The sequence below is a fragment of the Pseudomonas sp. IT-196MI5 genome (genome assembly GCF_949767415.1).
Lineage (GTDB): Bacteria > Pseudomonadota > Gammaproteobacteria > Pseudomonadales > Pseudomonadaceae > Aquipseudomonas.
This window is the reverse complement of sequence record NZ_CATKPZ010000015.1, coordinates 1-21,368: the sequence shown is the minus strand read 5'-3', so window position 1 is coordinate 21,368 and position 21,368 is coordinate 1. Positions and strand designations below refer to the sequence as shown.

At 58.2% G+C, this 21,368-nt stretch carries 20 protein-coding genes and 2 pseudogenes; 10 read left to right on the top strand and 12 right to left on the bottom strand.

All coding sequences use genetic code 11. The features are described 5' to 3' along the window. Window positions 1-13 precede the first annotated feature (13 nt). Window positions 14-328 (top strand): annotated as a pseudogene (locus ACM6IK_RS12470) (SAM-dependent methyltransferase); the annotation flags it as partial. A 281-nt stretch (window positions 329-609) separates the two neighbouring features. Further along, a complete protein-coding gene (locus ACM6IK_RS12465) occupies window positions 610-1,374 on the top strand; it encodes a tetratricopeptide repeat protein (RefSeq protein WP_414874573.1) in 765 nt (254 codons plus the stop codon). An 85-nt stretch (window positions 1,375-1,459) separates the two neighbouring features. Here the strand turns inward: ACM6IK_RS12465 and ACM6IK_RS12460 are convergent, their stop codons facing one another. Then, window positions 1,460-2,374 (bottom strand): LysR family transcriptional regulator, encoded by a 915-nt coding sequence (locus ACM6IK_RS12460; RefSeq protein ID WP_414874572.1) that lies wholly within the window; start codon window positions 2,372-2,374, stop codon window positions 1,460-1,462. Between the two features lie 151 nt (window positions 2,375-2,525). Between ACM6IK_RS12460 and ACM6IK_RS12455 the strand changes: the two genes are divergently transcribed. Beyond that, window positions 2,526-3,536 carry a zinc-dependent alcohol dehydrogenase family protein gene (locus ACM6IK_RS12455; RefSeq protein ID WP_108219477.1) on the top strand — a complete coding sequence of 337 codons (1,011 nt, stop codon included), beginning with the start codon at window positions 2,526-2,528 and terminating at the stop codon, window positions 3,534-3,536. Between the two features lie 498 nt (window positions 3,537-4,034). Further along, entirely contained in the window at window positions 4,035-4,337 is a 303-nt protein-coding gene (locus ACM6IK_RS12450; RefSeq protein ID WP_414874571.1) for a GNAT family N-acetyltransferase, read from the top strand. 93 nt (window positions 4,338-4,430) lie between these two features. On the opposite strand, the gene lhpI is transcribed toward ACM6IK_RS12450, so the two are convergent. From lhpI to ACM6IK_RS12415, 7 genes are all read right to left on the bottom strand, one after another. Further along, the gene (lhpI, locus tag ACM6IK_RS12445; protein WP_414874570.1) at window positions 4,431-5,378 is read right to left on the bottom strand and encodes a bifunctional Delta(1)-pyrroline-2-carboxylate/Delta(1)-piperideine-2-carboxylate reductase; all 948 of its coding nucleotides are present in this window, start codon (window positions 5,376-5,378) and stop codon (window positions 4,431-4,433) included. A gap of 138 nt (window positions 5,379-5,516) precedes the next feature. Then, a complete protein-coding gene (locus ACM6IK_RS12440) occupies window positions 5,517-6,305 on the bottom strand; it encodes an amino acid ABC transporter ATP-binding protein (RefSeq protein WP_414874569.1) in 789 nt (262 codons plus the stop codon). 17 nt (window positions 6,306-6,322) lie between these two features. Further along, the gene (locus ACM6IK_RS12435) at window positions 6,323-7,564 is read right to left on the bottom strand and encodes an NAD(P)/FAD-dependent oxidoreductase (RefSeq protein ID WP_414874568.1); all 1,242 of its coding nucleotides are present in this window, start codon (window positions 7,562-7,564) and stop codon (window positions 6,323-6,325) included. Between the two features lie 49 nt (window positions 7,565-7,613). Beyond that, on the bottom strand, window positions 7,614-8,324 hold the full coding sequence (locus ACM6IK_RS12430; protein WP_414874567.1) for an ABC transporter permease: 711 nt from the start codon (window positions 8,322-8,324) through the stop codon (window positions 7,614-7,616). Then, complete coding sequence (locus tag ACM6IK_RS12425) at window positions 8,321-9,040, bottom strand: ABC transporter permease (protein ID WP_414874566.1); 720 nt, start codon at window positions 9,038-9,040, stop codon at window positions 8,321-8,323. Before ACM6IK_RS12425 ends, ACM6IK_RS12430 begins: the two co-directional genes overlap by 4 nt. A gap of 113 nt (window positions 9,041-9,153) precedes the next feature. Then, window positions 9,154-9,909 carry a transporter substrate-binding domain-containing protein gene (locus tag ACM6IK_RS12420; RefSeq protein ID WP_414874565.1) on the bottom strand — a complete coding sequence of 252 codons (756 nt, stop codon included), beginning with the start codon at window positions 9,907-9,909 and terminating at the stop codon, window positions 9,154-9,156. A 13-nt stretch (window positions 9,910-9,922) separates the two neighbouring features. After that, on the bottom strand, window positions 9,923-10,798 hold the full coding sequence (locus ACM6IK_RS12415; protein WP_414874564.1) for a MurR/RpiR family transcriptional regulator: 876 nt from the start codon (window positions 10,796-10,798) through the stop codon (window positions 9,923-9,925). 442 nt (window positions 10,799-11,240) lie between these two features. Here ACM6IK_RS12415 and ACM6IK_RS12410 point away from each other — a divergent pair. Beyond that, window positions 11,241-11,381 (top strand): annotated as a pseudogene (locus ACM6IK_RS12410) (hypothetical protein); the annotation flags it as partial. Window positions 11,382-11,420: 39 nt separating this feature from the next. Here ACM6IK_RS12410 and ACM6IK_RS12405 read toward each other — a convergent pair. Further along, entirely contained in the window at window positions 11,421-12,335 is a 915-nt protein-coding gene (locus ACM6IK_RS12405) for a LysR family transcriptional regulator (RefSeq protein WP_414874563.1), read from the bottom strand. A gap of 314 nt (window positions 12,336-12,649) precedes the next feature. Between ACM6IK_RS12405 and ACM6IK_RS12400 the strand changes: the two genes are divergently transcribed. The 4 genes from ACM6IK_RS12400 to ACM6IK_RS12385 all read left to right on the top strand — a co-directional run bounded on the left by ACM6IK_RS12400 (window position 12,650) and on the right by ACM6IK_RS12385 (window position 17,108). After that, window positions 12,650-14,086 (top strand): purine-cytosine permease family protein, encoded by a 1,437-nt coding sequence (locus ACM6IK_RS12400; RefSeq protein ID WP_414874562.1) that lies wholly within the window; start codon window positions 12,650-12,652, stop codon window positions 14,084-14,086. A gap of 73 nt (window positions 14,087-14,159) precedes the next feature. Then, the gene (locus ACM6IK_RS12395) at window positions 14,160-15,137 is read left to right on the top strand and encodes a carbon-nitrogen hydrolase family protein (protein WP_414874561.1); all 978 of its coding nucleotides are present in this window, start codon (window positions 14,160-14,162) and stop codon (window positions 15,135-15,137) included. Window positions 15,138-15,547: 410 nt separating this feature from the next. After that, window positions 15,548-16,324 (top strand): DUF2092 domain-containing protein, encoded by a 777-nt coding sequence (locus ACM6IK_RS12390; protein WP_414874560.1) that lies wholly within the window; start codon window positions 15,548-15,550, stop codon window positions 16,322-16,324. 16 nt (window positions 16,325-16,340) lie between these two features. Next, window positions 16,341-17,108: a hypothetical protein gene (locus ACM6IK_RS12385; RefSeq protein WP_414874559.1), complete on the top strand. Its 768-nt coding sequence runs from the start codon at window positions 16,341-16,343 to the stop codon at window positions 17,106-17,108. 218 nt (window positions 17,109-17,326) lie between these two features. On the opposite strand, the gene ACM6IK_RS12380 is transcribed toward ACM6IK_RS12385, so the two are convergent. After that, entirely contained in the window at window positions 17,327-18,097 is a 771-nt protein-coding gene (locus ACM6IK_RS12380; RefSeq protein WP_414874558.1) for a DeoR/GlpR family DNA-binding transcription regulator, read from the bottom strand. 264 nt (window positions 18,098-18,361) lie between these two features. Here ACM6IK_RS12380 and ACM6IK_RS12375 point away from each other — a divergent pair, with 264 nt between their 5' ends. Continuing rightward, window positions 18,362-19,642, top strand: a complete 1,281-nt coding sequence (locus ACM6IK_RS12375; RefSeq protein WP_414874557.1) for a haloacid dehalogenase-like hydrolase — start codon at window positions 18,362-18,364, stop codon at window positions 19,640-19,642. A gap of 415 nt (window positions 19,643-20,057) precedes the next feature. On the opposite strand, the gene ACM6IK_RS12370 is transcribed toward ACM6IK_RS12375, so the two are convergent. Continuing rightward, window positions 20,058-20,447, bottom strand: a complete 390-nt coding sequence (locus ACM6IK_RS12370; RefSeq protein WP_414874556.1) for a hypothetical protein — start codon at window positions 20,445-20,447, stop codon at window positions 20,058-20,060. 148 nt (window positions 20,448-20,595) lie between these two features. Continuing rightward, window positions 20,596-21,126: a DUF2867 domain-containing protein gene (locus tag ACM6IK_RS12365; RefSeq protein ID WP_218433192.1), complete on the bottom strand. Its 531-nt coding sequence runs from the start codon at window positions 21,124-21,126 to the stop codon at window positions 20,596-20,598. Window positions 21,127-21,368 lie beyond the last annotated feature (242 nt).

The window sequence follows — 21,368 nt, the reverse complement described above, 5'->3', positions numbered from 1 at the left end:
ATGCCTTTTCCTTGATAGGTCGGGTCGACAAATTCTGCGATCCATTCGGGTTCATCTCAAACCAGGTGCGCCACTGGTCGTCGCCGGGAATCAGTATGCCTATGCCAGCCAACCGTTATTGCTTGCAGCTTGGGGGCAGCGGTGGCGACAGCATGGCGCCAGCCCGGAAGAAGTGCAGGTCAAACTTGGGAAAATCCTTCAAGGCGCTGATCCTCCACATTCCGAGGCGGCGGTCCGGAAGCTGTTGCATGATGCCGGATTCGGGGACGCAACCCGTTTTTTCAGCAGCCTGTTCTGGAGTGCCTGGCTGACGTGTAAAACGGTCTGAACATCGATGTTAAAGGCTGCTCTCGGCCGTTTTCCGCCCTGCGTGAAGTCCAGCAACAGATCATGCTCAGATGTCGGGGTGGTAAAAAACGATACTGGTTGCGACGGCCGTTGCAGCAGGAACTTCAGGGTATTGGCCAGGTCAATAGCGGCCCTGTATCGCAAATGCCGAACAGCGCTGTGATCTGTTTTACTGTAGGAGCTGGCTTGCCAGCGAAGAGGCCCGAAAGATCGATGCACAATTCAAGGCCGCCTTCGCTGGCATGCCAGCGTCCGCCACTGATGCCAACCAAGAGTTTTCTGCCGGGCCTCATCCTGGTGTTCTGCGCCGTCGCGTCGTTTTGTTCCGTCGCTGCCGAGCGAAGCGCGCCCGCGCAAAGCAACAGCGCATCGACCACCCTGATCGAAACAGCCTCGCGGCAGTATGAAAATGGCCAACTGGACCAGGCCGCCGCGACGTTGGAGCGCGCTCTGCATATCCAGCCGAATAACCCCGCAACGCTGCATTACCTCGGTGTGTTGCGTCTTCAGCAGGGGCAGTACCAGCAGGCTGAAACCTTGGCGGCTCGCTCGAACATGCGGGTTGGTCGCAACGTCGAGTTGCGCAACCGCAACTTCCAATTGATCCAGGCGGCGCAGCAGGCCCAATCTTCGGGTACCCCACCCAATGCCAAAGAGGATCTGGTCGCAGTACAGAAGGGTCTGGAAGAGGAGACCCAAAGGCGCCGCGAAGCGGAAAAGGCCGTTGCTGAACAATCCACTCCGGTCACTGGGCACGACGCTGGCAACTTCGCTGGCGCAGAGACAGATCAGGTTTCGGATGCGCCGATGGCCGGAAGAGCCGGGCCCGAAGGAACATTACAAATGGCTAATGTCGAGCCAGAGCGGGCGTACGCTGAGGCTGAGATTCCCCGTGGCCAAATGCCGCCACCGGGTAAATGCCGAATCTGGTTTCCTGATCGTCCGCCCGGGCATCAGCCTGCACCCGGCAAATGCAAGAAGCTGCGATATCGGGTTCCTTCAGGGGCCTATCTGGTGCGCGGTTGAGTTTGCGAGTGTGGCCGTTTTCTGCCTGTCGTGACCGGCAGAAGGTGACCTATTGCGGTCGTAGACGGCACCGATTGAATGATCGCTATTGTTCCAGCCAGTCACGATGAATCTGCGGAAAGCGCTCTTGCAGCCATTTGATAAAAGCTTGCACTTGCGGCGCCAAGTGCGTCCGGCTTGGGTACAGCATCGACACAGGGCGAGGGGCCGGCCGGTAGGGTCTTAGAATCTCCACCAAAGCGCCGCTGTCCAGATACTCAGCCACGGCGATTCCTGGCGCCTGGATAATTCCGAAGCCCGACACGCCGCACTGAACGTAGGCATTCGACTCGGTGACTGTGACACCGGAGTTACTCACAAAAGCCTGATCCTGACCTTTTACAGAGAAGTGCCAAGGCAATGTTCTGTTGCTCTGACCGGACAAGAAGTTGACGCCGCGATGGGAGGTCAAGTCGTCGAGTGTCTCGGGTTCGCCGTGCTCGCTCAGATACTCGGGCGCCGCACACGTCACCATGGTTGCCATCGCGATGGGGTGAGCGATCAATGTCGAGTCCGGTAAATCGCCTATACGCAATGCACAGTCGATGCCTTCACCTATCAGGTCAACGGCCCGGTCGGTCACGCCCAGTACCATGTTGATGCCGGGGAAGATGTCAGTGAATTCTTTCAGGCTTTTGATGAACTTTAATTGCGCGAAAGCGGTCGGGATATCGACGCGAAGTCGGCCCACCAGCGTTGCTCCTGTGCGGTCAAACATCGAGGTCGCGGCAGAAATATCCGCGAGAATTTCCTGCACTCGCTCATAGAACCGTTCGCCCTCGGTGGTGAGCGCTACCTTTCTCGTGGTGCGTTGAAACAGGCGTACGCCCAAAGACGTCTCCAGCTCCTGGATATAACGGGTGACCTGAGGTCGCCCGATGTCCAGCGACTCGGCGGCTTTAGTGAAGCTGCCGAGTTCAGCAAGCCTGGCGAACAGTCGCATTGATTGCAGCAATTCCATAATGTCCTACCTGACCGAATACAATTGTTGTCTCAAGATAGAACAATCATGTCCTTTTCTACGTATTTATTGCGCCCCCTAAACAGCGAAAGATATGTCCAAGGCGAACCCGGTGCGGGTTGCAGCCATTGACTCGTTTTGGAGATTCGCAATGAAAGCTTGGTTATTGAAAGATTTCGGGCTCGACAACCTGCAACTGGGAGAGACTGCGACCCCGCAACCCAAGGCCGGTGAGTTGCTCGTAAAGGTCGGCGCTGTCTCGCTCAATTTTCGTGACAAGGCGATCGTTGACGGTATCTATGAGCCGCATAGGGTGCCCAAACCCCTCATCCCGGTTAGTGATGCAGCCGGCACAGTGGTCGCGGTGGGTGACGGCGTCACGCGTTTTAAAGTCGATGATCGGGTCAACTCGCATCTGTACTCCCGTTGGCTGGATGGCGAGCCTGGGCCGAATGAACCGGATTACTGTTTCGGTTCGCCATTGCCTGGCGGTTTGGCCGAATACATGATCATCCACGAAGACAGCGCCGTGGCTGCGCCAGACAACATGAGCGATGAAGAGGCGGCGACGCTGCCGATTGCCGCGCTCACGGCGTGGTACTCGCTGGTAGACTTTGGACAAATTCAGCCCGGGCAAACCGTGTTGGTTCAAGGCACTGGCGGTGTGTCCATATTTGCCGTGCAGATCGCTACTGCGCTTGGCGCGAAGGTGATCGCAACGTCGAGTAGCGACGAGAATCTGCAAGCCGTGAAGAGGCTGGGAGCCGTAGCGGGCGTCAACTACAGAACTACTCCGAACTGGGCAGACGAAGTGCTGAGGTTGACCGAAGGGAAGGGCGTGGATCTGCTGCTCGATGTGGCCGGTGGCGCCGGCATCAATCAATCGGTCGCAGCGACCAAGGCATCCGGGCGTATTGCGCAGATCGGCTTTTTGACCGGGCAGACCGTTGAACTCGATCTGATGCCACTGATTTTCCGCCAGACGACCATTCGCGGTATTGCCGTAGCGCCGCGCTCATCGTTCGACCGGATGAATGCGTTCCTTGACGAACACAAGATTCGTCCCGTGATTGATCGGGTATATCCGTTCGAGAAAGCACGAGACGCTTACGAGCATCTCGCGAAGGGAGCATTTGGAAAGGTTGTAATTAAAATCGCTTGATACCGTCAAGGCGCCAATATGCCGCCTTTTTTCACCTACCTCAGTAGATCCACTTACGAAGTCTGAGCCGGGCGAGACTCAGACTCGAACGTCCGCTTCTGGCTGATTCTATTGAAAATAGTCGACCATGGTTTGCGCAGCAGAAAAGTATGCGTCCGAGATTGAAATCTTTACTTGCGGCAGAGGTTTCGGACTCGGATTTCACGTAGCAGTGTGCAAAAAGGCGTTTTAACCAGTCAATGACCCGGCTGTTGGGGCGAACCGACTTTTTCAACAGAATCGGCCGGTTCCTGCCTGTCGTGACCAGCAGAAGTCGACCCAGGGTGTGTAAAAACGCCTGCGCGAACCCTTGCTATGATTTCTGAGGATTTCATCGCAGGGATCGCCCATGAAGCGCTTTATCCAAGGTGAACATCGAGGCCAAGGCACCTAATTCGGTTCCCGCCGTGGATCGACGCGTGGTAAGCGTCGGCGATCGAGGAACTAAAATATGGAGGCTTGGAGGGGGCTGGCCCCGATCTTCTGTTGCGCTCTCTAGTTGTTTGCGAGGAGCATCATGGAGCGGGACTGGGAAAAGCGGTGTTGTCGGAACTGGAACAATCAGCGGCCTCCCAAGGCGCAGCCCGACTGCATTTGTTGACCCAAAACGCGGTTGATTTTTTTGCAACCAGTGGGTACGAACTGCTTGATAGGGACAAGGCGCCTGTCGCCATAACCCAGACAGCTCAGTTCAAGCATTTGTGCCCTTGCTCAGCAAGCTACCTGCGGAAAACTTTAAGCGCTTCCCATTGTGCGGAGTAACCCATCGAATCGATTCCGGGCCATCGCTAGCGTGGAGGGTCACGCGAGCGATGGCTGAGTGCTATTTAGATAATTCAAAGCTTCCGAATCGGGTTATTGGCTGGCAAGGGCGTGGAGCGCGACCCGCGAAGCGGCCAGGTCCCAAGCCGCGGTACCAACGCTTTTAAATACAATGGGCCGCGACGAATCGATTGGGCCGCGAATGGCTGCGGCCAGCGATCTGACTTGAGACCAGTCCACACCTGCCCGCAACAGATCGCCTGCTTCGTGCTGCGCACCGGCGGGATCGTCAGCATAGAGAACGCTACCGTCCAGAGTGACTTTGCCAAGCTCCGCCATCTCTGGCTTGAAAGCGCCTACACCAATAATCAATCGACCAGGTTTGGCTGGTTCGTTGTAGACCGGCTCGGTGCTGGTGGTTACGGTGATTACCACATCCACGTCGGGAATGCTGTCGCCGCACGGTTGCAAATGCTCGTGCAGGACTCGATTGTTGTTGCAGAAGCCTGCCGTCGCTTGTGCGTCAATTCCTCGAACCCACAGCATGCACTGTGGGTAAAGAGCATTGATGGCTTGTACGTGATGACGTGCTTGTGCGCCGGTCCCGAACAGCAAGATCTGTTTCGGTTCATGCTTGAACAGCGTCCGAATTGCCAGGAGGGTTACTGCCGCTGTGCGACGCCCTGTGACCTCCGGGCCGTCGAGCAAGCACTTTATTTGTCCGGTTACGGCATCACATACGGTTACCGTGCCGTTGATCGTGGGCAGCTGACGCTGCACATTCCCCGGCTGGACGTTAACCAGTTTGTGGATGCCGATGTCCTGTGCGGTGGCGGGCATGCTCAGCAAAACACCGCCGTCACCCAAGGGTACAACCAAGCGCTCAGGGCTCAGAATTGAACCGGCTTGCAGCTCGGTTGCGGCTTGGGCAATAGCGTCAACGAGTTTTTTGAAATCCAGCAGTGCCGCTGTCTGCGCTTGATCACAGACGGTAACCGAAAGGTTTTTCGGGGCGGCATTATTCGCCAGCCTATTAGTCATTGGATATTCCTTTTGCTCAGATCAGTGGTGGCGGATGTCGGAACGAAACTGCTGTGCACGCAAGTGCGTTGATAAACGGCCTGCGCCTGGCATATGGGCGGCACAGCCATCTCAGGCAAGCCGTACCCTTATGTGGCCTCAGTGTAAAATTTGCGCAAGAAAGGCCTTGGCCCGCGCGCTGTTCGGGGCGCTGAAGAAGTCCTGAGGCGGTGCGTCCTCAATGATCTGGCCGCCGTCGAGAAACAGCACGCGCTCGGCCACTTGCCGGGCAAAGCCCATTTCGTGGGTCACGCAGAGCATGGTCATGCCGCTGCCGGCCAGGTTAACCATCACATCCAACACTTCGCTGACCATCTCCGGGTCGAGCGCCGAGGTGGGTTCGTCGAACAGCATGATTTTGGGTTCCATGCACAACGCCCGGGCGATGGCCACGCGCTGTTGCTGGCCCCCCGAGAGCTGGCTGGGGTACTTGCTGGCCTGGCTGGCGATACCGACTTTTTGCATAAAGTGCCGGGCCAGTTCCTCGGCCTTCTTGCGGCTCATGCCGCGCACCGAAATCGGGGCCAGGGTGCAGTTATCGAGCACGCTCATGTGCGGGAACAGATTGAAGTGCTGGAACACCATGCCAATTTCACTACGGACCTTGGCGGCCTCGCGGTTGGTCTGGGCCAAGTCGGTGTCGTTGACCAGAATGCGGCCTTTTTCGGCGATTTCCAGGCGGTTGATGCAGCGGATCAGCGTCGATTTACCGGAGCCGGAAGGCCCACAGAGTACGATGCGCTCGCCTTCGCGCACTTTCAGATCGATGTTGTGCAGCACATGGAAGGCGCCATAGAACTTGTTAAGGCCGGCGATATCGACCACCACCTTACGGGTGTCCGGGCTTGCGGCGAGCGGAGTGTCTACAGCGGCAGAGAGGGCATGCATGGTCTTGTCTCCGGCAATCAGTGGAAGCGCTCGGCGCTGTACGGGGCAGGGTCGGTAAAGGGCATGGCACCGGTCATCAACTCGGCCAGCAGACGGCCGCAGACCGGGCCGAGGGTCAGGCCATGGTGGGCATGCCCGAAGTTGAACCACAGGCCTTTGTGTCGTGGCGCCGGGCCGATCACCGGGCACATGTCCGGCAAGCATGGACGGCGTCCCAGCCAAGGCTCGGCATCCAGGCGTTCGCCCAGCGGGTAGAAGGCGCGCGCCAGCTCTTCACAGCGACGTAGCTGGATTTCGTTGACCGGATCCTGGCTGTCGGCGAACTCGATCCCGGTGGTCAGGCGAATGCCGCCGACCATCGGCGCCAGGACATAACCGCCCACCGGGTCAAGCAGCGGTTGTTGCAAGCGCGTGCCAGGCAGGGCGGCATAGTGCATGTGATAACCGCGCTTGATCGCCAGTGGAATGTCATACCCCAGTGGCTCGAAAATGCCCCGGGCTTGCGGGCCGAGGGCGACCACGGCTTCGTCTGCAATCACCAGGCCCTGTTCGCTCTGCACTTCCCATTTACCCACGCGCTGGCGCAAGGACAGGGCTTGACCAAGGGCGAACACGCCGCCGCGTTTGACGAACAGTTTGGCATAACCGCGTGTCAGGCCGCCGGGGTCGCTGACGGTCTTGGGGTCCAGCCAGTGAATGCCGCCGACCACGCAGCTGTGCATGCCCGGTTGACGGGCATGCATCTGGTCGCGGTCGAGCACTTCGTAATTCAGGCCATAGTCCATGAGCGCAGCCGCGTCGCGTTGGGCCTTGGCAAACGCCGGTGGAGAGTTGTAGGCCTCGACCCAGCCACTGGCCTGGATCAAGTGATCCATACCGGCCGGTGCGCAGAGCAGGTCGTGTTCGCTGACGCAGCGCTCCACCAACGGCAGCATGGCCCGGGTTGCGGCGGCCAGGCCCTTGGCCCCGGAGTGCCGCCAGTACTGCAGCAGCCATGGAGTGGCCTTGGGCAGGTACTTCAGGCTGTAGCGCACGTCCGACTGCTGGTTGCCCGCGTAGCGCAACAGGCTCGACAACTGTCGCGGGAACGCGTAGGGAATCACGCTGGCGCGCTCGATCAGCCCGGCATTGCCGTGGCTGGTGCCGTTACCCGGCTGCTGGCGGTCGATGAGCACGACCTTACGGCCACGGGCCTGTAACTGGAGTGCGGTACTGACGCCGACAATCCCTGCGCCCAGAACGATGGTTTCGCAATGCATGGTATTTCCCTGATGCAGGGGCGCGCACGGCAGCCCGGGGCAATTTGGTTTACTGCAGGTGACGGCCGAGGCGGCCCTCGAGCGCTTTCAGGCTGCGCCGCACGACTTCCACAATCAGCAGATAGAGCACGGCGGCCCAGAGGTAGATCTGGAAGTCGAAACTGCGCGAGAAGGCCAGCTTGGTCACCCCCATCAAGTCGTAGATGGTCACCAGCGAGGCAATGGCGCTGGCCTTGATCATCAGGATCAGTTCATTGCCCAGCGGGCCAATGGCGACCAGCAGCGATTGCGGCAGGATGACTTTGCGAAAAGTGGTCCAGCGCGACAGGCTGAGGGCTTTCGAGGCCTCGCGCTGGCCTTGGGTCACGGCCAGGATGCTGCCGCGCAAAATCTCGGCCTGATAGGCCGCGGTGTTCAGGGTGAAGGCCAGCAGCGTGCAGAACCAGGCGTCACGGAAGAACCACCACATACCCACGTCCTGCCAGAAGCCTTTGAACGAACCCAGGCCGTAATAGAGCATGAACAGCTGTGCCAGCAGCGGCGAACCGCGGAAGAAATACACGTAGGCGCCGGTAAAACGGCTGATAAAGCGGTTACTCGACAACCGGCCCAGGGCGATCAGCAGACCGAGCAGGGCGCCAAGGGTGAAGGAAATGGCCACCAGCTTGGCAGTCACCAACAGACCTTCGATGAAACGGGGACCGTAGCGCTCCAACAAGTCAGGGCTGAGGAACAGATTTTGCAATTCATCGAAGCTCATGGGCGAACGCTCCGTTGATGGCGGCTGAAATACTGCTCCAGGAACTGGAACAGGCGGCCGGAAATGGCCGAGAAAAACAGGTAGCCAAAGCACGCCACGGTGTAGAACAGCATCGGTTCCTTGGTGACGCTGACCGCCAGGTTGGTCTGGCGCATCAGGTCGACCAGGGAGATGGTCGACACCAGCGAGGTGTCCTTGAGCAGTGACAGCCAGTTATTCGACAGTCCCGGCAAAGCAATGCGTACCAATTGCGGCAGTACCACCTTGGCAAAGGTCGCGCGTCGGGACAGGCCAAGGGCGGCGGCTGCTTCGAACTGGCCCTTGGCCACGGTTTTGAAGGCGCCGAGCCAGATCTGGCTGGAGAACGCGGCGAACACCAGGCTGAAGGCGATCATCGCGGCGACGAAGGGGCTGATCGCGACTTCGGCCTCGTAGCCCATCGCGGCCAACAGTTTCTGCGCACCGATCTGGCAGCCGTAATAGATTATAAGCAGGGTCAGCAGTTCGGGCAGTCCGCGGAACACGGTGGCAAACACCGTGCTCATGGCACGCGGCCAGCGACGTCGGGAACGGGCGGCCAAGGCCAGGCCCAGGCCCAGCGGCAGGCCAATCGGCAGGCAGCTCAAGGCCAGGACAATGGTCACCAGGGCGCCGGCCAGCAAGGCCGAACCCCAACCGCCGCTGGCGAAGGATAGCAATGACAGGTTTTCGAACATGCTCGAACCCTCTCGGTAAATTAAACTCGCACGCCCTCGCCGCACCCGTGTGCGGGTGCGGTGCAGCATGTCGGCAAGTAACGACCCTCAGGCGCGCCTGAGGACTCGGGGGATCAATAGATATCGAAGGCGAAGTAGCGACTGGAGATCTTCTTATAGGTGCCGTCGGCGACGATTTCATCCAGCGCCTTGTTGAAGCGCTCGCGCAGGGCATCGTCACCCTTGCGCACTGCGATCGAGGCATCGGCGGTGGTGCCGTTGACGTCGCCGATGATCTTGCAGCAGTCCTTGCCAGCGCTGTCGACCCAGGCCAGCAGCGGAAACTTGTCGGCAATCACCCCGTCGATCCGGCCAGTCGCCAAGTCGCTGTTGGCTTCATCGAGGGTAGGGTAGAGCTTCACGTCGGCACCGGCCGGGCCGTAATGATCTTCGGCATAGATGGCCTGGGTCGAGGATGACTGGGCACCGACCGTGCGGCCCTTGAAGTTAGTCTGGGCGTCGGTGATGTTCGAGTCCTTGGATACCGCCACGGACAGGGGGGTACGGTAGTAGTGCCGGGTGAAATCGATTTTCTGCTTGCGCTCATCGGTGGCGATCATCGAAGCCACGACCGCATCGTATTTCTTCGCCATTAGCGCCGGGATAATCCCTTCCCAGTCCTGGGCGACGATGCTGCACTGCACGTTCATGCGTTCGCACAGCGCGTTGGCGATATCCACATCGAAACCGTGCAGCTTGTTGTCCGAGTCAACGTAGTTGAACGGCGGGTAAGCGCCCTCGGTAGCAATCTTCAGTACTTCAGCCTGCGCGCTGGTGGCCCCGGCCAGGACCATTGCGCATACACCGGCAAAGCGAATGACGTGTTTCATCCAGCACCTCGTTTTATTGTTTTAAGTTTGGTGACGATGTGTATCCAACGAACTCGTTGTGTAAGGCCGCGATGGCTTCAAGACGCTTTTCGACCTCGGGACCCAGCTGTTTGCAGACGTCGTTGACCAGCAGATGGACCAGCGACAGCATTGCCGCTGTCGATTCCCAGAACAGGTTGAACTCGGTGGGCACGCGGAACACTTCATCGGCGTTCTGTTCGGCCCAGTCGCAAAAGGTGTCGGTGATCAGCGTGACAGGGATTCCGGCATCGCGGGCCTTGCGGCACAGGGTCAGGGCGTGGCGGGAATAGCGGCGGGCTTCGAACACCACCAGTGCACTGTCTTCGGGGGCACTGAGCAACACGTCGGCGTAATGCCCGGCGGCACCGTCGACCCAGTGTGTGTCATCGCGCAGGTACTGCAGCAGATGCACCATGGATGCTGCGATGCCACGCTCTGTCTGGAACCCGGCGACGAACACCTTGCGCCGGGTGGCCAGGCGCTGGCTGACGTTGTGCCAGGTCGGAGTGAGGCTATATTCGTAAACCTTGACCAGAGCCGCGACTTCCAGCTCGAAGCTGCGCGGCAGGCCTTGCGGGCCCCGGCTGGCTTGATGGCGAAACTCCTGCAAGCGATCGCCCACCAACCATGGGCCTTCGCCCAGATCGACCTTGAGGTCGTTTTTCAGGTCTTTGAAGTGGCTGTATCCGAGGGAGCGACAGAAGCGCCCCACACTGGACTCACTGACGTTCAATTTCGCGGCAATATCAGCGGCAGTCTGGAACGGCAGTTCATAGAGGTTGGCCAGCATATAGTTAGCAATCACCCGGCCTGAGGCGGAGGCGGTTGAAAGACTGCTTTCAAGGCGTTGTTTGATGGGCGGGCTCAAGGCTGCTTCCTGTTGTTTTTCAGCGCTTACGAAAGAAAATGCGTGTTTTCTGGCATAAAGTCAATACATGACAGATAACTGTCATGATCGGCGATCGTCACTCTGGTACGCAGCATCGACAACTCGGTTTGAGGTTCAGGATGCCCCAGGCACGACCTTGGACAGTGAAGACGCCAGGAATCCCATGTGCGCCATCCTCTTGGTCACCTGGCACGACATCAGTCATTTTCTAATCCATCGTCGGCAGGACGCCTGAGGAGGGAGAAACGCAACGTTCTGAAACGGTCAACTGTGAGTGAACGTCCAGAGATCGGGGGTATTCATCTGCCAGGTATTCGATAACCGTATCGTCATCCCGAGGGCCGAGCGAGGTCAGATAGTCCGTTGAATCAGACCGCAACCGGCCCTCGTTTTTCTTCACCATCACTATTGCTGCCATCGCCTTGGGCCGGCCGGTAATTTCTCATCATTACCGGATGCTGCCAAATGGCTACTGACCGTTGGAATGCTACTGGGAAGGCTCGAAATCCTGACTGTGTTGGTGCTTGTCACTCCCGTCTGTGGATTCAACTGGCCGATGTGACACGCTCGATCCCTCTGAGCGGTGTTGCGCAATCAATGGCTATTTCTGTCCCAAATTTTGTTGAGCAGTAAACAGCGCGCCGAGAAATTGCTCCAATGCGCCTTTCGGTGTTTGTCCCTGACGAGTAATGCAGTGAAAAGCCGCGGTATAAGCCAGCCTGGCGGGCAAAATCGGGCGGAGCAACCCGCGGCTGACCCAGATGTTGGCATAGTGCGTCGGTAGATAACCGATGGATGTCCCGGAGGACACCAGCATCGCGATAGCTTCCATGGAGAATGCGCTGACCGAATTGCCGAAATGCAAGTTGTGCGGTCTGCGGCTTTCCAGCATATAGCCACGATTGACGTAGTCCGCTGCGCAGATTTCATCGTCACTCAGGCTAGCGTCTGAGCGCGAAAAGAACGGATGTTCTTTTCCGCAGTAAAGGTTTTGCTCTTCCTCGAAAAGTGCCTGGTAGTGCAACCCTGACAACTGGTGATTGAAGCAGCCAATGGCAAGGTGCAAACGCCCCTCCAGAACGGCTTGCTCCAGTTCATCTGCGCGCATGATTTGCAGATCGATCCGGGTGTCCGGTGAGTCTTTACGAAAAAGAGTGATAGCCAGAGGCAAAGGTGCGATGTCTAGCGTAAGCAGGTTGTCGACGCTACCAATCTGCAAAAACTCGGGAAAGTGCTCGTTGAGCATGGCGACGCGCTGGCGAAACCGGTCGATGTCTGCATACAGCTCCTGCGCAGCCGCATAGGTTTGCGCCCCTTGCTCGGTTAACTGGAAACCACCCTTGCCACGCAGGCACAGCGTAAAGCCCAGGCGTACTTCCAGATCCCGTACCAACACGCTCAGGCGCGACAGGCTGGTGTTCAAGCGCACCTGCGCGGCGGTGAAGCCGCCCGCATCGACGATAGAACAGAATATGCGCAGCATGCGCAGATCGACGTCGGAGAGATTGGTCAGCATGACGGTCCCCTGATCAGAAAAATTCCCGTCCAAAAACGGCGCGCGCTCTTATACCAGCAATATCGGTTTGCGGGTTATCCCCCGCAACTTCGACTTATCGATCATGACATCTGCCGGGCCGCTCGCACGTTTGTAACGCACAGGGGCGGGCGGAGGTTTTCACTTTCGCTTTTGCGAAAGTCAGGTTCTGCGTTGTGGAATTTACCCCCGATACCTTTTTTCCAATACTGACTCCAGTGCCGGGTAGCGTTAGCCGAAGGTCAAGTACACGTTAAACCCTCAAGAATAAAAATTAACTTGTAACGGAGTGCTATATGGCAATTCAGCTGAAGTCCGGACAAGCCAGACCGACCATCGAGGTCCGTTCCATCGATTACGTTCCGCGTGCGGAAAGGCACGGGAAGGTATGGCATCAAGGTCCGTTCTGGTTCACTGGCAATTTCGTCTTTCTCACGATGATGGTGGGCTTCATCGGGCCGAGCATGGGCCTGGGAGTTTTCTGGAGTGTCCTGGCCGTGGCCATAGGCGCGTGCTTTGGCACTTTGTTCATGGCGTTGCACGCCAACCAGGGACCGAAGCTGGGTATGCCGCAGATGATCCAGTCGAGGGCGCAATTTGGAAGTCGCGGCGCCATCGTGCCCTTTGCGGCAACCATCTTTGTCTACATTGGTTTCATCGTGTTCGGGGTCATCCTGGTAACCCAGGCATTGCAACTCGTATTCCCCGGATCGAAGTGGTTCTGGTATCCGATGCTCATTGTGTTGAGCATTGTCATCGCCGTGGTCGGGTATGACCTGCTGCATTTCGTTCAGCGTTGGTTGACCTACTTGCTTATCGCCGTTTTCGGCGTCGTTACCGCGATGGCCATTACTGCGCTTCCCGCGGCCAGTAGCGTGACACCGGGCGGCGGGTGGAACACGACCGCTTTCCTGGTTCAGCTCTCGCTCGCCGCTGGCTACAACATCAGCTATTCCGTCTACGTCTCGGATTACTCTCGCTACCTGCCCGAAGATTCATCCAGCCCGAAACTGATTTTCTGGACGTACCTTGGCGCCGCCGCCTCCGCGGTATGGCTCATGTCGCTCGGCGCTGTTCTGGCCAGCTATATTCCCGGTGCCGACGGCATCGTCTCCCTGGTGCAAGTCGGTGACTATTTCTTCCACGGTTTCGGGACCATCGTCGTGCTGGTCGGCGCCGTCGCCCAGCTATCGGTGACCGGTATCAATTGCTACGGAGCGATGCTGACCGGTATTAGTGCGCTCGATGGCTTCAAACCTGTGCGGCCGACGATAAAGCTGCGAGTGATGGGGTTGCTGCTGGTAGGCACGGCGTCACTGGTGATTGCCCTGGCCATCCCCGAAGCCTACCTGGGCAGCTTCAATGGTTTCGTGCTGCTCATGCTGTATTTCCTGATCCCCTGGACGGCGGTCAACCTGGTTGATTTCTACGCCATTCGCAAAGGCGAGTATGCGATCGCCGACATTTTCAATCCGCAGGGTGTGTATGGGCGCTGGGCGTGGCGTGGGGTGCTGGCGTACTTCGTTGGTTTCGTGGCCATGATTCCGTTCTTCTCGATACCGTTTTTCGTGGGACCTGCGGCACAGGCCCTGGGCGGGGCCGACATTGCCTTCGTCCCCGGCCTGCTTGTCGGCGGCGGCCTCTATTACCTGTTGGCTCGAAAAGTCGAGCGTTCGGCGGAGGCCAAGGCCCGACACCAGAGCCGGCTTGAGCTCGAAGGTGCAATCGACTGACCCCGGCGGGCTCACTCACACCCCATTCGTTCTCATCAAGCAGTTACAACTCCGGACCCAATAAGGATTTGCAATGACAAGCCAGACAGAAAAAACCGTAGCCATCGTGCAGAAACCTGCAGCCGTACTCGATGTACCTGAATCACTGCGACGGGCAGCAGCCCATATTGCCGAGGCGGCGTCATTGGGGGCAGAGCTTGTCGTATTTCCCGAGACATGGCTCAGCTGCTATCCCGCCTGGGTATTCGGGATGGCCGGATGGGACGACGCAATCGCCAAGGCTTGGTACGCAAAATTACTCGCCGACAGTCCAGCCATCGGTCGACCCGACCAAATGGACGATGACCTGGCGATGCTTCGCGAAGCCGCCCGGGAACACAGAGTGACTGTCGTGATGGGGATGAACGAGCGCTCCCGTCCACACGCAGGTTCGCTATACAACTCGCTCGTCACGATCGGGCCTGATGGGCACATTTTGAACGTGCACCGCAAACTCACTCCCACGCATACCGAGCGAACGGTATGGTCCTGTGGGGATGCGTCCGGACTGCGCGTAGTCGACACTCCGGCGGGTCGTGTGGGGGGATTGGTCTGTTGGGAGCATTGGCATCCTCTCGCACGTCAAGCTCTGCATGCTCAAGATGAGCAGATTCATGTGGCCGCCTGGCCGGATATGCCGGAAATGCATCACATCGCTGCGCGGTCGTACGCATTCGAGGGGCGATGCTTCGTTTTGTGCGCAGGCCAATACCTTTCGACAGACGACATCCCCGCTGACTTGCTGGCTGCGTACCGGCGTGGTGTGGGGCGGGACGCTCCGGAACAGGGGCTTTTGTTCAATGGCGGTTCGGCGGTCATCGCGCCAGACGGTTCGTGGGTGACGGCCCCGCTTTTTGGCGAACCTGGCATTGTTTTAGCCAAAATCGACCTATCGCAGATCGACGCACAGCACCATGATCTCGATGTGACGGGGCACTATCTGCGACCTGACATTTTCGAACTGTCAATTGATCGGCGTGTACGAACGGGTTTGAGCCTCTGTGACAGCTGAAGCCAGGGAGAGCTCGCATATTGCGCAGACAAACCGAATGACTGCTATTGGCCGACACTGGTGAAAAAGTCGGTCTGCCCGAACTGCCTGACCATTGACTGGTGAAAACGCCTTTTTTGCGCGCGCCATGTGAAATCCGAGTCCGGAAGCCTCTGCCAAAAGTAAAGATTTCAATCTCGGACGCGTACTTTTTCGATGCGCAAACCATGGCCGACTTTTTCAACAGAATCGGCCGATTTTTGTCTTCCACGACCGACTAAAATCAACCCGTAGCAGGCCCTTAGATTAAAAAAAATAAATCCATCCCCAAAGCTTGCTGCAAAGCTAGACTTTAAGTCCTGCCTTTGCTTGTGCGGAGAAGAACGATGTTGGCACTCCATCAACATGTCCGATTGCTCTCGTTTGGCCTGTTGATCGGCCTGTTCGCAGCGCCATTGCAGGCGGCAGAAAAACCCACCACTGCTCCTGCGCCCGCGGTTCAACTGGAACCCAAGGCGCTGGAAGTTCTGCAGGCGATGAGCGCGAAGTTGGCCGGCGCGCAGGGTATGAGCTTCACAGCCATCACGACCTACGAGAAGCCTAGTCGGCTTGGGCCGCCCTTGGCCTACAGCACGGTGGCGCAAGTCAACGTGCAACGGCCTGATCACCTACGCGTAATGACTTCGGGTGATGGCCCGGCGACCGAGTTTTACTATGACGGCAAGCGTGCCTATGCCTTTGCTCCGACGGAAAACCTGTTGGCGCAAGCGGATGCGCCACCCACCATCGATGCGACCCTTGAGGCTGCGTACCAGCGTGCCGCAATTTACTTTCCTTTTACCGATGTGATCGTCGCCAATCCTTATCAGGATTTGGCCAGGGATATGCGTTTGGCGTTTTTCATCGGACAGTCCACGGTGATCGGGGATACCACGACTGATGTGATCGCTTACGCTAATGACATCGTATTCGTCCAAGCCTGGATCGGCGCGCAGGACAAGCTTCCTCGCATGCTGCGTGCAGTGTTTCGCGATGACCCCACCCAATCCCGGCATCAGGTCGCGTTCAGCGATTGGAAGCTTGCCTCGGCGTTGTCAGCGGACAACTTCAAACCAGAACACCTCGACAAGGCCCAACAGATCGAGTTTGCCCCGCCGCCAGACATGCGCGCCCCGGTTGGGGCTAAACCGCCGCAAGCAAAACCCTGAGTGAGGAGGATGAACCATGACCCGATCAACCTTGAGGCTTGCCGGCCTGTTAGTTGTGGCATTCACCTGTGATCAGGCTGCGGCCTGGTCGCACGCTTCCAGTTTTGGGCGCACATGGGGAGGCGGTGGCTCGTGGAGCCACTCCGGTGAATTCGGCTCGGCTTCAGGAGGGGGGGGCAGTTGGAGTGGCTCAGGCTATCGCGGCGGCTCGGCTTCCGGGGGAGATGGCAGTTGGAGTGCCAGAGACGAGAATGGCGGGACCGCATCCGGGGGCGAAGGCTCCTGGCATGGCACTGGGGCCGAAGGTGGAACGGCCTATGGCGGCGAAGGCTCATGGCACGCCCAGGGTGAATATGGGGGAAGTGCCAGTGGCTATCATGCGGACGGTTATGGCACGACGGTCTACCATCCATCGACCTACGGAACCACCTACTACCACCCGCCAACTGCTGTCTATGCCAGCAGTGGTTGTTATAACTGTGGCTACAACGACAGCGTAAGTCCTGCCGCCGCAGCAGCCGTTGGCGCGGTTACCGGTGCCGCCATCGCTGATGCTGCTAATACGAATGCCAGCAACAATGCCTATGGTGCAGGCTACAACACCGGAATGATGGCCGCTGCACCGCCTGCCATGCCCATGGGTTCGACATTTGTTAGCTTGCCAACAGGGTGCGGGCTGAGGACCGTTTCCAGTCGCACGTACTATCAATGCGGGGATTCCTGGGTGCGACCGGCCTACGGGGCCAATGGAGTTTATTACACCGTTGTACCAATGCCGGAATAAAACCTCGACACGTCAATCTGCCGATATCGAGAAAGGCGGATTTTGGCCGATCTCTGCCTCTCACGACCGACGGAAATCGAGCCATTGCAGGCGATCGCAGCCAATACAGTTACGGTCAGTTTGCCAGCGCCGAGATTCGCATCGTGCAAGATCTACCCGGTTGCGCTGCACTTGAGCATCACGCTGCGTCAATGCCTGTTGCAACCGCCAAACCACCGCTACACCAGGACAATACGTTTCAGCTTGGCGTTCAGTGCGGCGAACGCCGCTTCGGTACTGGCCTTGTGGTTGGTGATGAGCACGTCGATGCGTTCTGGCGGGCAGAAAGCGACGCGGCTCTCCACGCCAATCTTGCTGTAATCGGCGAGGATGACTACGCCTTCGGCATTGTCGGCCATGGCGCGCGCCACTTCGGCTTCGCGGTGGTCGTAGTTGCTGGCACCGCGCTGGGCGTCGATGCCGACCGGCGACAACAGCGCCAGGTCGGCCCGATAGCGGGCAATTTCCGACACCGTGGTGCTGCCGACCGTCGCCGGCGCACGATCGTCGAGTGAACCGCCCAGTACGAGCACCTCGTTGTGCCGACCGCCCGACGCGGCGGGGTTGCGCAGTTGCAGTGCCACGTTGAACGAGTTGGTGATCACGGTCAGCCCTCCCAGCTTGGCCAACTCTTCGGCAAGGATGACGGTGGTGGTGCCCGCGTCGATGAACACTGTCTGCCCATGTGACAGCAGACTGACCGCGGCGCGCGCGAGGTCACGTTTGAACTTGACGTTGCTTTGCGCCCGCTCGGCGATGGGTGCTTCGTCCTCAACGCGGATGGCGCCGCCGTGTATCCGCTTCAACTCTCCCTGTTCTTCCAGAGCGACCAGGTCGCGCCGCACAGTCTCGCGAGAAACATTCAGCTCCGTGACGATGCGGTCGGTGGTGACGCGCTGCAAGGTCGATAGCAGTGCGCGGATCCGCTGGTAACGCTCTTCTTGCCACATACCGGGTGTCCCTGCTGTTCGAGTCGCTGTCCGAGCACGCATTGTGGAGGGGCGTCAGTCGCTGTCAAGTTTGGCGCGGCCCCAGGATCATTGAGCTGACACGGTCCGCGCGTCATGTTTGTGCAATATTGAGGCAATATTGTTTTTTTGTGTATTTGGAGCTAGCCTCGTGGCCGGACGGGCTCTTCCCCTCGTCCGTATTTCGAAACACGCTTTCGCCATCGCCTCGGTTGTAACCTCTCGTCTAGAAGTAGGAGCTATGCCATGCAGCGTCGCCAGTTTCTGAACACCCTCGCCACCGTTTCCGTCGTCTCTGCGCTGTTGTTGTCATCCCGTATAACGCAAGCCGCCACGCCTGCGGCCACACCGAGTGCGCTGGACCCAGCGCGCTGGTCGCCGCTTAACCAAAAGCGTCTGCAAGCGGTGATCGATGAGCACGGCGTCAAAAGCGCGTCCTACCGTGCTGACCAGCGCCCATACGCGGTGTTCGACTGGGACAACACCTGCATCATGAACGACTGTGAAGAAGCGCTGCTGGTCTACCAGATCAATCATTTGCAGTACAAGCTGACGCCTGATGAGTTCGCTGCTGTGGTGCGTCAGGACGTGCCGAACGGCGCGTTCATGAAGGACTACACCACGGTGGACGGCAAGCCGGTCAAGATGGAAGACATCGCCAGCGATGTGGAAGCGGATTACCGCTGGTTGCACGCCAACTACAAGGGGCTCGCTGGCGACAAGAGCCTGGAAGAGATCCAGGCCAGCGAGCAGTACAAGGATTTTCTCGCCAAGCTCTACTTCATGTACGACGCGATCTGCGACAGTTACCCGGTGGAGATCGGCTACAAGTGGATTCTGTATTTCTACAAGAACATGACCACGGCTGAGTTGCAGGCGATGGCCGAGGCTTCCAATAACTACGCCATCGGCGACGCGCTGCGCAAGGTCAAGTACGAGAGTTCGCGCACATTACCGGGCAGGGCCGGGGTGGTGGCCGATACCCATTTCCATGGCATTCGTATCCATGAGGAGATTCGTGGCCTGATGCACACGCTGCGCGCCAACGGCATCGACGTCTATGTCAGCACCGCCTCGATCGACGATGTGGTACGCGTGTTCGCGGGTAATCCTCATTACGGATACGGCGTGCCGCCTGAGAACGTGATCGGCCTGCGCATGGCGATGGAAGACGGCAAGTACACCACTCGCTATCAGCCAGACTGGCACTTCAATTACGGTCCGGGCAAGACCGTCGGCATCAAGAACGTGCTGGTTAAACAGAAGGGCTATGGCCCGGTGTTGGTGGCTGGCGACAGCGATGGCGATGCCTGGATGCTGCGCGACTTCAACGATACGGCGGTGGGGGTGATCGTCAACCGCATTAAGAAGGGCGAGATCGGCGCCGACAGCCAGCAGGCCGCTACCCAACTGGGCAAGCCGGACGCCCGCTTCGTCCTGCAGGGGCGCGACGAGCACACCGGCCTGATGATTCCAGACGAGAAATCGCTCAAGTACGGTAAAGACGAGCTTAAGCTGCTGGCTTGATGGCACTGGCTCGCGGGTGGCCGGCGGCCATCCGCGAGCCGCAGTGCAACTCGCCTTGTATCTGCGGGAATGATGATTCTGCGTCGGAAAATCGGTACCGCTGCCGGCCCGAGTGAGTCTGTAACGAGTCAAAATTGTGAGTTGCCCCAGGTTTTCGAGGCGCGCCCCACAGGCCGCTTTTGGCCCAGAGTGTGTAAAAACGCAGACACCGTTTGGAAGTCTGCGTTGCTACGTAAAATCTGCCAGCGCTTGGCTAGTCAGTAGACCTGAAATTTGCTTAGGAACGCGATTTTCGTTCTAGTTGTGACCGTCAAACCTGCTCTAAGACGTTTTTACACAGCCTCGGCCGATTGTTGCCTGTCATGAAGGGCTGCAATCGACTGTGGATTCAACCGCTCGATGGACGAGTTAGGCCTCAGTGCTGGTCCGCCAGGATAGGCCTGATCGACTGAGCATCGGCTTTCAGTGCGAAGTAGGTCCATATGCCTCCAAAAAGATCCGCTACTGCGAAGAGAACGATCATTGGACTGGCGAGGCCAACGACAGCGAAGGTAGTGAAGGCCACGAAGACGACGAAGCGCGTGTACACCGACGCTTCCAAAAATGGCCTGTTTTCGTGCTCGGCTGCGACCCATGCGTAGATGCCAAAATTGAACGTGATAACGCCAACCACGTGAATCCAGACCTCGGAGGTTGGTGGAATCCGAAAGATCGACAGCAAGAAGTTCGGCGCTACGACTAACACGGCACCAACGACGAACAAATAGATGGCGAAGGCCTTGGCACTGAACGCAGACCTGGACATATTTTCCTTTCCTTTAGTGATGTACGGCAGATGGAGCGAATGAATCCTGGAGGCCTGACGTTTGACTTGAGAAGCTTGCCAGGGCTTGCCGGAACAAGCCTCTCGATGGAAGGGTTAAACTTCAGAGGGGCACACAGCGTTCTCAGCCTTAGGGGCAGGTAGCCAGAGGCCAACCGACGCGCGCTGCACGCAGGAGGCTGGCCTTGACAACCAAGCGGTGAAACGGGGCAATGACGAAGATGTAGGCCCGGCCTAGACGGTTGTGACACTGGACCACGGTTGAAACAACGAGTTGGTGACTGCCTTCTGGCTCTGCCTCTCCAGAACACAGAACCGATATCCGGAAGTCGAGGTGCTTGTCGTCCTCTCCCAACACGATTTCAGTCTGGTTCGTGCTGTAGACCTTGAAGATTCCAATCCGATTAGCAAGTGATGCCAAGTGTTTGGCTGTTTTGAGACCGAAACAGGCAACGATAGTGTCTCGGACTTTCATGAGCCATCCGATCCAGGATGGCTGGTGGGAAAAGATGAATCGAGCCAGCAAATCTGGATTGCTGGATGTGCCCGCAGGGAGCCGAATCGCAAAAGCGTCCGCTAGGTTCATCGACTTGTAAAAGTGGGAGATGCCGGACCTCGAGGGGACTGGCACGGACGTAATGAGCTCGAACTCTCTGGGCATCGGGGATCTCTCCTGAGATCTAACTACTAATTAGGCGACATGCCATGTCATGTTTCTTGTTGCGATGGCTTGTCGTATAACGCTCCTTGTCGCCCTGTCAGTGCTTGTCTGGCTTAGGGCAAACGCGACATCGCCCTGAGAGAAACACGACAAGGGCGACGGTAAGCCCTGTTGCCTTTTAGACTCGAAAGCAGCATCGGTAACGCTACCCATTTGCAATCACTGTGTCCACCGTCCGCTCC